Source organism: Fibrobacter sp. UWB13, assembly GCF_900177805.1.
Lineage (GTDB): Bacteria > Fibrobacterota > Fibrobacteria > Fibrobacterales > Fibrobacteraceae > Fibrobacter.
On sequence record NZ_FXAX01000001.1, the window covers coordinates 1,468,849 to 1,481,785 of the forward strand.

Consider the following 12,937-nt stretch of genomic DNA (forward strand, 5'->3'; position numbering starts at 1 on the left):
AATTATTTCACCACAAACATTCCGTCCTTGTAGTCCACCACGGCAGGCTTTGCCGCACTCACGGTTCCCGAGAGTATAGCGTGGCTCAACGGACGTTCTATGTTGCGTTCGATGTAACGCTGAATCGGGCGAGCGCCGAATTCCGGCTGGTAAGCACCTTCCGCAATAGCATCAAGTGCCGCATCCGAAAGCGTAAGCACCAAGTCCTGACGGGCAGCGCGGTTCGCCAAATCCGCAAATTTGAGTTTCACGATTTCGCGAATTTGCTTCTTCGAGAGGCTCTGGAACACAAGCACTTCGTCCAAACGGTTCAAGAATTCCGGGCGGAAGAATGCATGCAAGTCGGCTTCGACATCCGCAAGCGCAACCTGCGGCGGTTCACCGTTCTTGGCGTTAGCCGCACTCAAGCGGAACTTCTCGGCACCCAAGTTCGAGGTCATCAAAATCAAGGTGTTCTTGAAGTTCACCGTACGGCCCTTGCCGTCCGTCAAACGACCGTCATCGAGAACCTGCAACAGCGTATTGAACACGTCCGGGTGCGCCTTTTCGATTTCGTCGAGCAAAATCACGCAGTACGGATGCGTACGCACAGCTTCGGTCAGCTGACCGCCTTCTTCGTAGCCCACGTATCCCGGAGGAGCACCGATCAAACGGCTAACGCTATGCTTTTCCATGTATTCGCTCATGTCGATACGAACAAGAGCATTTTCGCTATCGAAAAGTTCCACAGCCAAAGCCTTTGCAAGTTCCGTCTTACCCACGCCCGTCGGGCCCAAGAAGAGGAAGCTTCCAATCGGCGCATTCTCGCGGCTTAAACCGCTACGGTTACGTAAAATCGCTTCGGACACAGCTTCAACAGCTTCGTCCTGGCCAATCACGCGAGCATGCAAACGTTCGTCCAAGTGCAACAACTTCGCCTTTTCACCTTCGCAAAGCTTTGTCACCGGAATACCCGTCCAACGGCTCACCACAAGGGCAATCGTCTCTTCGGTCACTTCTTCGCTCAAGCCACCTTCTTCGGCACTCTTGCGGAGCGCTTCGGTCTTTTGAGCCAGTTCCTTTTCGATGTTCACGATCTTGTTGTACTTGAGTTCCGCAGCACGGTTCAAGTCGTAACGGGCTTCGGCCTGTTCCATCTCGTCCTTTGCAGCCTTCAAGGATTTCTTCAAGTCCTGAACTTCGGCAAATGCGGCACGGCGATCCTGCCAGCGTTCCTGCATCTGCTTTACCGCAGCATCGGTCACGGCAAGGTCTTCACGGAGTTCTTTCAAGCGCTTGACGCTCGCTTCGTCCGTTTCCTTCGAAAGTGCCTGCTCCTCGATTTTCATCTGGAGTTCCTTACGCTGCAACGTATCGAGCGCTTCTGGAACCGTGTCCATCTGCGTTTTCACAAGGCTTGCCGCCTCGTCGATCAAGTCAATTGCCTTATCCGGGAGGAATCGGTCACTGATGTAACGGTTCGAAAGTTTCACTGCAGCCACGAGCGCGTTATCGTGCAGACGCACGCCGTGGTGCGCATCAAAGCCATCCTTAATGCCACGCAAGATGGAAATTGCTTCGTCTTCGCTCGGTTCCGAAACCTGCACCGGCTGGAAACGACGTTCCAAAGCAGAATCCTTTTCAATGTACTTGCGGTATTCCTGAGTCGTCGTTGCACCAATGCAATGGAGTTCGCCACGAGCAAGCTTCGGCTTAAGCATATTGCCCAAGTCCATCGAGCCTTCGGTCTTACCAGCCCCCACAATGTTGTGGAGTTCGTCGATGAACATAAGCGTATTGCCATCTTCTTCAATAGCATCAATCACAGATTTGAGACGTTCTTCAAAGTCGCCACGGTACTTGGCACCCGCCATCAAGGCAGACAAATCAAGCGCAAAGACCTTCTTGCCCTTCAACGCATCCGGCACGTCGCCGCGGTAAATACGTTCGGCAAGGCCTTCGACAATAGCCGTCTTACCCACGCCCGGTTCACCGACCAAGCAAGGGTTGTTCTTTGTCTTACGGCTCAAAATCAAAATCACACGGCGGATTTCTTCTTCACGGCCAATCACCGGCGAGAGCTTTCCATCAGCCGCCATTTCCACGAGTTCACGACCGTAGAGTTTCAGCGGAGATTGTTCCTCGGCATTCGCGGCACCCGCAAACGGGTCCGAAAGCCAAGTTTCCACCACTTCGGTCGAACCAAGGGCATCTTCAAAAACCTTCGCCAGTCCGCGGTCGCCCGAGAACTTCATCAACGCCACGAGCAAATCGCCTGGCGTTACCATACGGCTGACCTGACGGGCCGCCTGCACAGCGGCACGCAAAATACGGTTCAAGTCGCTATCCGGTTCTACATCCGGGTTCACGCCTTCCATGCGCGGGATTTTCTGGACAAAAGGTTCCAAACGACCACGGAGTTCGTTCGTCTTGACGCCCTTGGACTTATAAAGTTTCTTCAGGGTTGCATCGGGGCCTTCAACAAGACCAACGGCCAAATGAGCCGCACCCAGATAAGAGTGCGAACAGCGGTCGCGCAAGCTTTGCGCCTTGGCCAAGACCTTTTCTGCATCGTTAGTAAAATCTGACATAATAGACCTTCTTTCTTTTTTACGCCTTACCCTATGCAAATGGCGTGCCAAAAAGAAGAATTTGCCTTTTTTGAGCAAAAAATGCGAAAAAACAAAAAGAATGTCGCATTTTACTGCGACATTCTTTTCAAAATAAAACACTCAAGTGTTTACTGCGGCAACGTCGTTCCGCCCAATTCCTGGCAAGACTTGCCATGAGCATTCAGAATCTGGACAGCATCGCCACTCACCACCGGACGAATAAAGCGCCACGGCCAGAAACCAAATCTCTGAGAACCTCTATAGTTCGCGACAGCGTTACCACCACGAGCCTTAGCCTTCGCTTCCAACTTCGGCAAAAGACCAGCAGCGGAACCATAAGTACCACCACCAACCTGGACCTTGCCCATGACCTTAAATGCAGCGCCATTCGGTTCAGTTTCAAAATAGCAGAATTCTTCGAAAGGCACGACTTCTTCGCCTTCAACCAGCGGGACTTCGTTATAAACACGAGCCTGGTAGTTAGAACAAGCCTGCAAAGCTACAGCGGCAAGCGCCAAAAAACAAATTTTCTTTATTTGCATAAAATACTCCTTGAATTTTCACGAAATATAATAACAAAAGAGTATTCTAGTTCAAATAAATACTTTTTTTACTGAAAAATTAAGCAAATACCAAATAAAAGAGCAAATTACAACTAAACGAGTCGCACCGTTTCATCGCACATTTCACACACAGCAGTCCTGTGCGTCACGAAAATCATCGTTTTTTCCGGGAAGGCTTCAAACAAACGGTGATAAAGTTCCGACTCGGTCGCCTCATCCAACGACGAACTGATTTCATCCAAAAGCAAGATATTTCCCGGTCGCAAAAGTCCTCGGGCAATCGCAATACGCTGAGCCTGACCTTCGCTGAGACCGTGTCCGCGTTCTCCAATTTCACAATCCAAGCCCTTCGGCAGTTCGTTCACAAATTCAGCACAAGCGATTTGCAAAACCCGCTGCATTTCATCTTCAGTCGCATCCGGTTTTGCAAGCTGTAAATTATAGCGCACGGAGCCGTTCATCAAGGTATTGCCCTGCGGAACATACACAAAATTCGATCGGGTCGCCTCCGAAACAGACTCCATTCCTGCGACATTTTCGCCTTCCGAATAAAGAACCATTCGACCCATGTCAGGCTTTATAAAGCCGAGCAAAAGCCGGAACAAAGTCGTCTTGCCCTTGCCCGTCTCGCCCATGACGGCATTCTTGCTACCGGGCTTAAAATCGTGCGAGAACCCGCAAATGACTTCGCGGTCTCCACCCGAATAGCCAAAACTTACGTTGTCCAACCGCAATCCGAGCCGCCCGCGCATTCCCGAAAGCTTTTCTGCACGTATTTCAGAAAGCATTCCCGAGCGCGATTCGCTCAAAGTCCCGTTAGCGTCCTTTTCCAGTTCATCCAAGCGGTCTATGCTCGCCGTAGAATGCACTAGCTGCGGCACCAAGCCAAGCAAAGTCAGAATCGGGTGCTGGATTTGCCCCACCAACTGCAAAAAAGACGTCATCACGCCAAACGTAATCGTACCGTCACGAAGCCCAAGCCCGCCCCAAACAAAAGCCAACAAGTAACCAAGTCCAAACGCAGAACCAATCGCAAAACGCGCCACCGTCGTAAAGCGGGTCCGCCTCATCACATCATTTACGAGTTTATCCTGTTTTAACCCAAGCCTCTCCACCACCCATTTTTCGCTTTCTAGCGAGCGCAATACGGCATTGTATTCCACGCCTTCCTGCACCTGCATCTGGATGCGGCTTTCGCATTCACGAATTTCCAGAGTCATATTGCGGAGCTTACGAGAAATCAGCTTCCCTACCACAACCATCACAGGAGTAAGTAGCAACAAAGCCCATGCCAATCGCGCATCGAACCAGCGCATCAGCAAAAACGCCCCAACAAGCTGAATTCCAGTTACCGCCATCTGCGGGAGCGTATCAATCATAGACGTCGATACCGTTTCGATATCCTTCGAAAGTCTCGAAGACACATCGCCCGAATGTAACTCATGACCGTCAAAAAGACTACGCTTGAACAACGTTCCAAAATAGAACAGCCTAAGTGCATTCGTCATTTTCACTGTGGCAGAGGCAGTCATGTAGTAATACAAAAGCCTAAGAACAATCGACCCCACCACTGTGAGCACCAAAAGTAGGATCATCCGCACAACATCGTTTTGCGTCCCGGTGAGAATCGTCTCGTCTATAAACCGCTTGCTGAGCCATATCATCAAAAGGCCGCACACCACGCGTGCAGACCCCGCCAAAATGCGGGTGACGATATTTACGCGAAAGCCTTTCGTCCCGCGCCACAGCCAAGCGACATACTTCATTCGAGCACGTTCACCTTTAGCCATTCGCCGACAATTGCAGCAACATCGATCCGAGCCTGTTCTTCGCTCACTTCATACTCTTCGCAAAGAGCCTGGGCAAGCGAATCCACCGTAAAATCACCTTGCAGTTCCGCCTGCTTCCAAAGCCATGCAGCCGTTTCATTCAGGCACAAGAGGCGCCCAAAATCCAGAGCGCCAATACCTTCGCCCATAATGACCTGTTCGCCACACACTTCGCGCAATACAAAGCCTTTCTTGATTTTCATTTTTTTACCTTCTTGTATATCCAAAGTAAATAACGCCTAAAGGGTAACAGAATATACCAAATTTTCGCTGCGCACCTTTCGGCAAAAGTCCCTTGCAGGCTTTTTTTCCCATTGGGTCTGACCACGCCAATTACCTTGGCATAAACATCAGTTCGTTTGCAGTATTCTCGCTGCACTAGGTTTCCATCCCCCATGAGGACCACATTTTCGCCCGAGAACGCAACGATTCTATGGATAACATAATGCTTTTCGACATTTTCCAGATGAAGAACATTATCCGGGATTGTAAGCGCCAATACCACATCGCCTACGCACAAGTCCACAGGCTTTTCTAGAATCACGCTATCGCGACCGCCCACAATAAAAGGCAACATGCTACACCCGTTCACGGGGAACGTTACACTCACGCCCTCGTTTACCAGACGAATGGCTTCCGCCATAATCAGCGCATCACTTTTTTTTGCGGAATCCATCATTGAATCTCACGTACCACCGTTTGGCAACACAGCCTTGCCGCGTCTTCGTCCGGCAAGCATTCCAAGAACCACACAGGGACACACGAAGCAAGTCCATTTTCAGTTTGGTGCAATCCATCGGCAAGATTCTTGTTCCAGCGCATTCCCGAGATACTCGGCATTATCGCCGCATAGGCAGAAACGCCCCTAAGCGGAGAAATCTTGTTAAACGGAGCTTGCGACAACAGCACAAAACCGCCCAATTCCATTTCAACATTCTTGTAGCAAGGGGTCTTTCCACTCCACGGCGAGCCATAGGCAACCGCAAACTTTCGGCCGTCTTTTTCGAACAAACGCACGACAGGATTATCGTCATTGAACAACTCCGAGCCCTCATTGTACTTGAGCCACAACCGTGCGTGCGTGCTTTTGCCAGTACCACTTTTTCCCAAGAACAAGTAGCCCAAGCCCTTGTATTGAATTCCTGCCGCATGGAATAAAGCCGTTTCAAAGCCCGCAGTCGCAAGAGCATACAAGACCATCAATGCATTGTTTACCGCAAAATTGCTCGATTCAGCAGGGATTTTTTCCTTACCCAATAACAACACCGCATGCTTAAAATCCTTTTCACAAACAAGCACGCCCATAGGCTTTCCAAAAAGCCAAAAATCAAACGCAGGCAAACCATCAGACGTTCGCCCGCATATAATCACCTGCCCTTCTTCATCCTGTCGAATATCCTCGGTATATTCAGGAGCGACCTCATTCTGCACATCAAGCGAAAACACAGAATTTTTGCAAGACGATTCAGCACCCGAGTCAACCGCAAAAGGCGCATAATTACTCATTTGCGACAAGATTTCATCGCAGGCATTGACCTCAAAAATATGCTCGGCAACTTTATAGAACATTTAAACGCCCCAATTCATTTCGTATTTTTCAAATACCATAGCGACAACCGTCTAAACTTGATTCGAATCCAAATCGACTTGATAAAACCGAACCAATAATTCAATTCGCAGCCCAAGATTTCAACGGGAGAAAACCAAAACTTGCGTATAATATGATACCGGCGCCAAAGCCAAAGAACAGCCCAATGTTTACTTTTACTGGACTTACAATACATGCCAAAATTTCCGCCAACAAATATTTCGTCAAGCATCTTTTTTCCGAGTTTTTGATTCGGCGAACAAATCATCTTAGATGCATCAAGTCCAAAGATACGCCCCAAGATCCACATCAAGGCTCCCGCAAACCTTAAAAGTCCTAAAGAAGACAACTTGGCATTTATTTCTCGACGATTTTCCTCGGTAGCATGCTTCAGCAAAATAAAATAATCGATAATTTGCTTTAAACCGATACCATCCATCAAAAAATGATGCTGGATATGCGAAAGCTGCATCGCAAGGGCAAATGTCATCGAAGGAATATTGAATCCTTCAGGCACACGCTCCACATTCTGAATTTTTTCTTCCAGATAACGCATCAGTCGCGCACTCGAAAATGGACTCCAATTCTTGGAAGAGGGCTTATAATGGATTTCAACAGAAACGTCTCCCTCCGGTCGCAATTGAACATGATGCGCCGAGAGCAAGTCCTTTTCGAACAATTGATAGCCCATTTGTTTAAGCAAGGCAATCACACTATCTCGACCACCTTCAACCCACAAGTCGATATCTCCTGCTTGCCGCATATTGGGGTCGGGATAAAGCCTCGCATTGGCAGGTCCCTTAAGCACCGCCGTTTTGCGCCCCTGAGCTTCAAAAAGTTGCGTAAGACGAGATGCTTCTGCGTTCAGAAGACCATTATGTCCTTTAACAATTTCAGCCTCGACTGCCCACTGGAACATTAATTTCGAGGGAGGTTGCTGTTCCGCCGGCAAATGGGAAACGGCTCGATAGACAACAGCACTAATCTGCTGCTTGTGGCACATCGACCGCAATGACCGCCATTCTTCATCATTCAGCTTGCGCGTAAAAAAACGCGGAGAACAGTCGTCATCGACCGCCATTCGCAAAAGATCGAACAAAGCTTCATCTTGAGAAAATTTCATCAGCTTGCAAACTAGAAAAAATGTGTTTTAAATGACACCTCTCAATGAGACGCGCCTCATCTTGATGCGTAGAGGAATAAATTTAAAAAATGTTTTCCAATACGCCAATTCACAACAGACAACATCAACAGGAGCAAACCAGAACATCCGAATCATACGCCAACGGCGCTTTAACCAGAGAATAAAAAAATGATTACCCTTATTGGATTCACAATGCCTGCCAAAATTACCTTCGGACTGAATCATGGAAAGCACCTTTTGACCATTTTTCGCATCGGGTTTGCAAATCATTTGAGACGGAGCAAGTCCCCAAATATATTCCATAATCCACATCAGCGCACTGCCCATTTTCGAAAGTCCCAAACTCGAAAGTAGAGCAGACACATCGCGCCTATCCTCCTCAGAAGCTTGTTTCAACAGAACAAAATAATCGACAACTTGCTTTAAGCCAATCCCTTCCCACAAAAAATGATGCTGGATATGCGATAGCTGCATCACAAGGGCAAACTTCATCGAAGGAACACAAAATCCCTCGGGCACACGCTCCACGTTCTGGATTTCTTTTTCCAGGTAACGCATCAGCCGTGCATTCGAGAACGGATTCCAATTCCCTGAAGATGGCTTATAATGTATTTCAACAACAATCCCCGATTTTCCATCCAAATGGACATGATGATCCACTTTGAGATGTTCTGCAGAAATTTCATAGCCCATTTTTTTCAGCAATTCAAGCACACTATCACGCCCGCCATCAACCCACAAGTCTATATCACCAGCGTTTCGCATATAAGGGTCAGGATACAGCCTAGCATTTGCCGGTCCCTTGAGCACCGCCGTTTTCCGCCCTTGAGCCATAAACAGCTCTGTAAGCCGGGCAGCTTCGGCATTCAACAGCTTATTATGCCCCTTGATTGCCTCCACTTCACTAGCCCACTGGAACATCAACATTTTCGGAGGTTGTTTACCGCAAGGCAAACGACAAATTCCACGATAGATGATTCCCGCAATCTGCTGTTTAAGGCTTTCCGAATGCAAATATTGCCATTGAGCAGAATCAAACTCTTGCGCAGGCACTCCAAAAGCGATTCGCAAAAGTTCAAAAAAATCATTTTTTTCAGCGTGATTCATTGTTGTGAAAGTTAGAAAATATAATTCAGATCAATTATTGGGGCTTTATTACAATATACGGAATACAAAAATCGCCGTTTTTCATCAAATTTCGCCAATTTTTCATAAAAAGCCTGTTGTAAGTGTTGTAAACCTTTACATCAGAAATGTTCTAAAAAATACCACTAATACTCCAATTTAAACTATTTTATGGATACAAAACCAAACATCCCATACACCAAAACAACGGCACCTCTCACGAGATGCCGTTGTTTCTTTTTTACATGCTTTTCTTGTTTTATTCGAAATGGTTTTGTACTTTACTTGTATTGACAACCCATAATACTCCAAAGCCCTCTTACGAGGGCTTTTCCATTTTCATGGGAATGTTCCAATTTCGTTGGGAGCGCGACTACCGTCCGCCGACGAGGATTTGATCGACCTTAATGGAGGGCTGACCAACAGTCACCGGCACATGTCCCGAAGAGGCTCCGCAAACACCTGCGGCCTGCTCAAAGTCTGAGCCGACCATGCTAATGCGCGGCATAATCTCGTGACCTTTACCGATAAGCGTTGCGCCACGGACCGGTTCACAAATCTTGCCATTGCGAATGACGTAACCTTCATCGACGGCAAAGTTGAATTCACCCGTTGCCGGGTTCACAGAACCACCAGCCATGCGAGCCGCATAGAGACCGTTGTCCACGCTTGCAATCATGGAATCGAGCGTATCCTTGCCCGGAGCGATAAACGTATTGCGCATACGGCTTACAGGCGCGTACTTGTAGCTTTCACGGCGGGCACTTCCGGTGCGTTCCACACCCACTTCCATAGCGCCCACACGGTCGCTCATGTACGTTTTCAAGATGCCGTTTTCGATAAGCGTCGTGCGCTGCGTCGGCGTTCCTTCGTCATCGTACTTGAGGCTACCCCACACACCATCCATCGTGCCATCGTCAATGGCAGTCAAGCAAGGCTGACCAATCGCTTCACCAAGCTTTCCGCAGAACGGGCTTGCATTGCGACGGATAGATTCCGTTTCAAGCGGATGGCCGCAAGCTTCATGGAAAATCACGCCGCCAAAGCCATTACCCATCACGACCGGCATCTGACCGCCAGTGATGTAGCCGGCATCGAGCATGCGCAGCACGCGCTCGCCACATTCCGTTGCCAAAGCTTCTGGAGAATAATTTGCTAAAAGTTCATAGCCACCGAGCGCACCCGGTGCTTCGTGCGTCGTCAAACGTTCCGTGCCGTCTGTTGCCGTCACGTTCACGTTTACACGCAAACGACCGCGCGTCATTTCCAGATGCAAGCCTTCGCTATTCATAAGCGAAATCGAAGTGCAGCTGTCGGTTACGCTGGCGCCCACCTGGGCAATCTTCGGCGAGAGCGCACGAGCCGTCTTGTCCGCACGGAACAAGAAGTCCTGCTTTATAGCCTGACCGAGCACACGCGGATCCTTGTAAGCGCCAAAATTATAATCGCAAATGCGCTTTTCCGGTGCAAATTCAAACGGCCTTGCAGCCAAGCCTTCCGCCCCCGCTGCGGCGGCGATGCGCCCGAACGCAAGCGTCTTCACAAGCTTCACGAGAGCTTCTTCGCTGTCGTCGCTCGTGAATCCGTACAGGACTTCCGTCCCGTACAAAAGGCGAACGCCGATACCGTACTCGGTACCCGCGGTCGCCGTTTCAATCTGGCGGTCCTTCAAGCCGAGGCTTGAACTGCGGGTCTCTTCTTCGAAAATTTCAACAAAGTCAGCCCCGGCACTCTTGCCGGCTTCAAAAATCTTGACGGCAACTTCCGGATTCATCTTACACCTCGCCGTTCATTTTCTTGCGTACCGGGATTCCCGCAGCAAGCATTTCGCCCTTGATACCAGGGACCGTATAATCGCCAAAATGCACCATCGACGCGACCAGTGCCGCATCGGCACTCGTCTTGCGGAACAAGTCCACGATATGCGCCGGAGTTCCAGCACCACCACTTGCAATCACAGGCACCTGAACCGCCTTTGCAATCATGTCGGTAATCGTGAGTTCGTAACCGTTCTTGACGCCATCAGTGTCAATGGAGTTCAAGCAGATTTCGCCAACGCCGAGTTCCTCGGCGCGCTTTGCCCACTGCAAAGCGTCGATGCCCATCGCCTGGCGACCACCGCGGATAAACACTTCGTAACCGCTCGGAATCTTGTCCGAAACGCCCACGAACTTCGCATCCATGCCAAGCACGATGCACTGGCGACCAAACGCCTTAGCACCTTCGGCAATGATTTCAGGATGAAGCACAGCAAGGCTGTTCACGCTCACCTTTTCTGCACCCGCGAGGAGCGCTTCGTGCATGTCGTCCAAGTTGCGGATACCGCCACCCACTGCAAATGGGATAAACACGCGCTTTGCAATCTGGCGAATCATTTCCATGTCGCATGGGCGGTTCTCGGCACTCGCTGTGATATCATAAAAAACAAGTTCATCGACACCTTCATCGCTATAGCGTGCGCCCATTTCTACGGGATCGCCAATGTCGATATTACCTTTAAACTTTACACCCTTCGTGACCTTGCGGTTACGGACATCCAAGCAGACAATTAAACGTTTCGTGAGCATATTCCAAATGTAGAAAACTGGCTAAAGCCGTCAACAAACAAAGAGCCCGGCACATTCCGCCCGAGCTCTTTCAAACGCCTTTTTCCAAGCGATTAGAGATTCTTTTCGATAGCGTTCTTGAGCGTGTTCTTTGGCACGGCACCGACGACGTTACCCACTTCGACACCGTTTTTGAACAACTTCATGTTCGGGATGTTCGTGATGCCAAAACGAGCGCAAATGTCCGAAACACCTTTGTCATCGACGTTGATCTTTGCAATGATTGCGCGACCATCAAATTCGTTGGAAAGTTCTTCAACCACCGGACCCATCATCATGCACGGACGGCACCAGGTTGCCCAAAAATCAACGAGCACAAGCTGACCCGAAGAAATAACTTTGTCAAAGGATTCTGCAGTAAGATTCAATGCTGCCATAAAAATTTCTCCTATTTACCGATAGATAATATAGCAATTATTAAACCATTTTTCTCATCTTCGCACAATAGATGGGGCCACAACCATGAGCTTTGTCCGGCAGAATGTGAACGCCGAGTTCCGTGCGATCCGCCCCCCCCGGCAAGTCCTCAATTCGAACAAATTCCATCATCTTGCGTTTCTTCAGGATTTTAGCGACCACGGCATCGTTTTCGAGAGGCGAAAGCGCACAAGTTCCGTAAATCAATTCGCCGCCCGGTCTAAGCGCATCCACAGCTGAGGCAAGGAGCGAGCCCTGTTCCACCGACAAGCGCTTCACACGCTTTACCGACCACACTTCCAAATGCGAAGGAGAATTCAGCACATGCCTATCCGAAGAGCACGGTGCATCGAGCAAAATGCGATCGTAGCATTCCTTCTTGTGCATGCCGAATTTCACGCCATCATAGCCCGTGACGTTGATAATCGAGCGCCAGGACTCCGGCAAGGAATTTTCGAGCACATGCTGCAAGCGGAGACGCCTATCCGGCGAGCGGTCGTTGCACTGGAGCGAACCTTCGCCCTTGAGCATCGAGGCAATCACGAGCGATTTACCACCCGGAGCGGCACACATGTCAAGCACATCCATTCCCGGTTCTACAGCAAGAGCCTTAGCCGCAAACACCGAAGCTTCGTCCAAAAAGTACGGTTCCAGAGCATCATCAAACTGGAGCTTCGTTGCGCAGCCTTCGCCCTTCAGCGATTCCAGCAACGTAGGCCAGCGCTCGCCATAAACCTCTTCAAAGTAATCGAAAAATTCCATGACACAAATTTAGTCATTAGTCAATAGTTCTTAGTCATTGACTCTCCAAACTCAATAAAAATGCCCTTTAAAAACCGACAAATCAGCCAGCACAAACAAACTAAATCACCTGAAAAAATCCAAATTTTTGAAAAATGCCCCAATTTACGTGAAACTAAATCCATATCATCAAATTTTCACGTAATTTTTCAACATTATCTGTAATATTTTTTGATTTTTCCCAAATTTAGCCCATACTCAAGTGTTTTCTTCAGTAAAAACATTACAAAACACCCGCAAAAAGCACCCTCTTTATTCAATTTTGCTTAATTT

Annotated in this window: 12 protein-coding genes; all 12 read right to left on the reverse strand. The window is 48.9% G+C overall.

Translation table 11 applies throughout. From position 1 onward, the window contains the following. Nucleotides 1–2: 2 nt before the first annotated feature. The gene (locus tag B9Y77_RS06140) at nt 3–2,570 is read right to left on the reverse strand and encodes an ATP-dependent Clp protease ATP-binding subunit (RefSeq protein WP_073423260.1); all 2,568 of its coding nucleotides are present in this window, start codon (nt 2,568–2,570) and stop codon (nt 3–5) included. A gap of 149 nt (nt 2,571–2,719) precedes the next feature. Further along, on the reverse strand, nt 2,720–3,133 hold the full coding sequence (locus B9Y77_RS06145) for a hypothetical protein (protein ID WP_073423261.1): 414 nt from the start codon (nt 3,131–3,133) through the stop codon (nt 2,720–2,722). Nucleotides 3,134–3,246: 113 nt separating this feature from the next. After that, nucleotides 3,247–4,944, reverse strand: coding sequence for an ABC transporter ATP-binding protein (locus tag B9Y77_RS06150; RefSeq protein ID WP_085490855.1), 1,698 nt, complete (start codon nt 4,942–4,944; stop codon nt 3,247–3,249). Next, the gene (locus tag B9Y77_RS06155) at nt 4,917–5,186 is read right to left on the reverse strand and encodes a PqqD family protein (protein WP_085490856.1); all 270 of its coding nucleotides are present in this window, start codon (nt 5,184–5,186) and stop codon (nt 4,917–4,919) included. Before B9Y77_RS06155 ends, B9Y77_RS06150 begins: the two co-directional genes overlap by 28 nt. Then, nucleotides 5,183–5,662, reverse strand: a complete 480-nt coding sequence (locus B9Y77_RS06160; protein WP_217807222.1) for a S24/S26 family peptidase — start codon at nt 5,660–5,662, stop codon at nt 5,183–5,185. Before B9Y77_RS06160 ends, B9Y77_RS06155 begins: the two co-directional genes overlap by 4 nt. Next, nucleotides 5,659–6,552, reverse strand: coding sequence for a hypothetical protein (locus B9Y77_RS06165; RefSeq protein WP_085490857.1), 894 nt, complete (start codon nt 6,550–6,552; stop codon nt 5,659–5,661). Before B9Y77_RS06165 ends, B9Y77_RS06160 begins: the two co-directional genes overlap by 4 nt. A 14-nt stretch (nt 6,553–6,566) precedes the next feature. Further along, nucleotides 6,567–7,694 (reverse strand): nucleotidyltransferase domain-containing protein, encoded by a 1,128-nt coding sequence (locus B9Y77_RS06170; protein ID WP_085490858.1) that lies wholly within the window; start codon nt 7,692–7,694, stop codon nt 6,567–6,569. Nucleotides 7,695–7,721: 27 nt separating this feature from the next. After that, nucleotides 7,722–8,822 (reverse strand): nucleotidyltransferase domain-containing protein, encoded by a 1,101-nt coding sequence (locus tag B9Y77_RS06175; RefSeq protein ID WP_085490859.1) that lies wholly within the window; start codon nt 8,820–8,822, stop codon nt 7,722–7,724. A gap of 391 nt (nt 8,823–9,213) precedes the next feature. Beyond that, on the reverse strand, nt 9,214–10,614 hold the full coding sequence (locus B9Y77_RS06180) for a TldD/PmbA family protein (RefSeq protein ID WP_085490860.1): 1,401 nt from the start codon (nt 10,612–10,614) through the stop codon (nt 9,214–9,216). 1 nt (nt 10,615) lies between these two features. Beyond that, entirely contained in the window at nt 10,616–11,407 is a 792-nt protein-coding gene (gene hisF / locus B9Y77_RS06185) for an imidazole glycerol phosphate synthase subunit HisF (RefSeq protein ID WP_014546916.1), read from the reverse strand. Nucleotides 11,408–11,499: 92 nt separating this feature from the next. Further along, complete coding sequence (gene trxA, locus B9Y77_RS06190) at nt 11,500–11,823, reverse strand: thioredoxin (RefSeq protein WP_073423270.1); 324 nt, start codon at nt 11,821–11,823, stop codon at nt 11,500–11,502. 40 nt (nt 11,824–11,863) lie between these two features. Next, nucleotides 11,864–12,625 (reverse strand): RsmB/NOP family class I SAM-dependent RNA methyltransferase, encoded by a 762-nt coding sequence (locus B9Y77_RS06195; RefSeq protein WP_085490861.1) that lies wholly within the window; start codon nt 12,623–12,625, stop codon nt 11,864–11,866. Nucleotides 12,626–12,937: the final 312 nt, after the last annotated feature.

Excerpts from the sequence above, each read along its gene's own strand:
- B9Y77_RS06140 (WP_073423260.1), bottom strand. The coding sequence starts at position 2,570 with ATGTCAGATTTTACTAACGATGCAGAAAAGGTCTTGGCCAAGGCGCAA.
- B9Y77_RS06145 (WP_073423261.1), bottom strand. The coding sequence starts at position 3,133 with ATGCAAATAAAGAAAATTTGTTTTTTGGCGCTTGCCGCTGTAGCTTTG.
- B9Y77_RS06150 (WP_085490855.1), bottom strand. The coding sequence starts at position 4,944 with ATGGCTAAAGGTGAACGTGCTCGAATGAAGTATGTCGCTTGGCTGTGG.
- B9Y77_RS06155 (WP_085490856.1), bottom strand. The coding sequence starts at position 5,186 with ATGAAAATCAAGAAAGGCTTTGTATTGCGCGAAGTGTGTGGCGAACAG.
- B9Y77_RS06160 (WP_217807222.1), bottom strand. The coding sequence starts at position 5,662 with ATGATGGATTCCGCAAAAAAAAGTGATGCGCTGATTATGGCGGAAGCC.
- B9Y77_RS06165 (WP_085490857.1), bottom strand. The coding sequence starts at position 6,552 with ATGTTCTATAAAGTTGCCGAGCATATTTTTGAGGTCAATGCCTGCGAT.
- B9Y77_RS06170 (WP_085490858.1), bottom strand. The coding sequence starts at position 7,694 with ATGAAATTTTCTCAAGATGAAGCTTTGTTCGATCTTTTGCGAATGGCG.
- B9Y77_RS06175 (WP_085490859.1), bottom strand. The coding sequence starts at position 8,822 with ATGAATCACGCTGAAAAAAATGATTTTTTTGAACTTTTGCGAATCGCT.
- B9Y77_RS06180 (WP_085490860.1), bottom strand. The coding sequence starts at position 10,614 with ATGAATCCGGAAGTTGCCGTCAAGATTTTTGAAGCCGGCAAGAGTGCC.
- hisF (WP_014546916.1), bottom strand. The coding sequence starts at position 11,407 with ATGCTCACGAAACGTTTAATTGTCTGCTTGGATGTCCGTAACCGCAAG.
- trxA (WP_073423270.1), bottom strand. The coding sequence starts at position 11,823 with ATGGCAGCATTGAATCTTACTGCAGAATCCTTTGACAAAGTTATTTCT.
- B9Y77_RS06195 (WP_085490861.1), bottom strand. The coding sequence starts at position 12,625 with ATGGAATTTTTCGATTACTTTGAAGAGGTTTATGGCGAGCGCTGGCCT.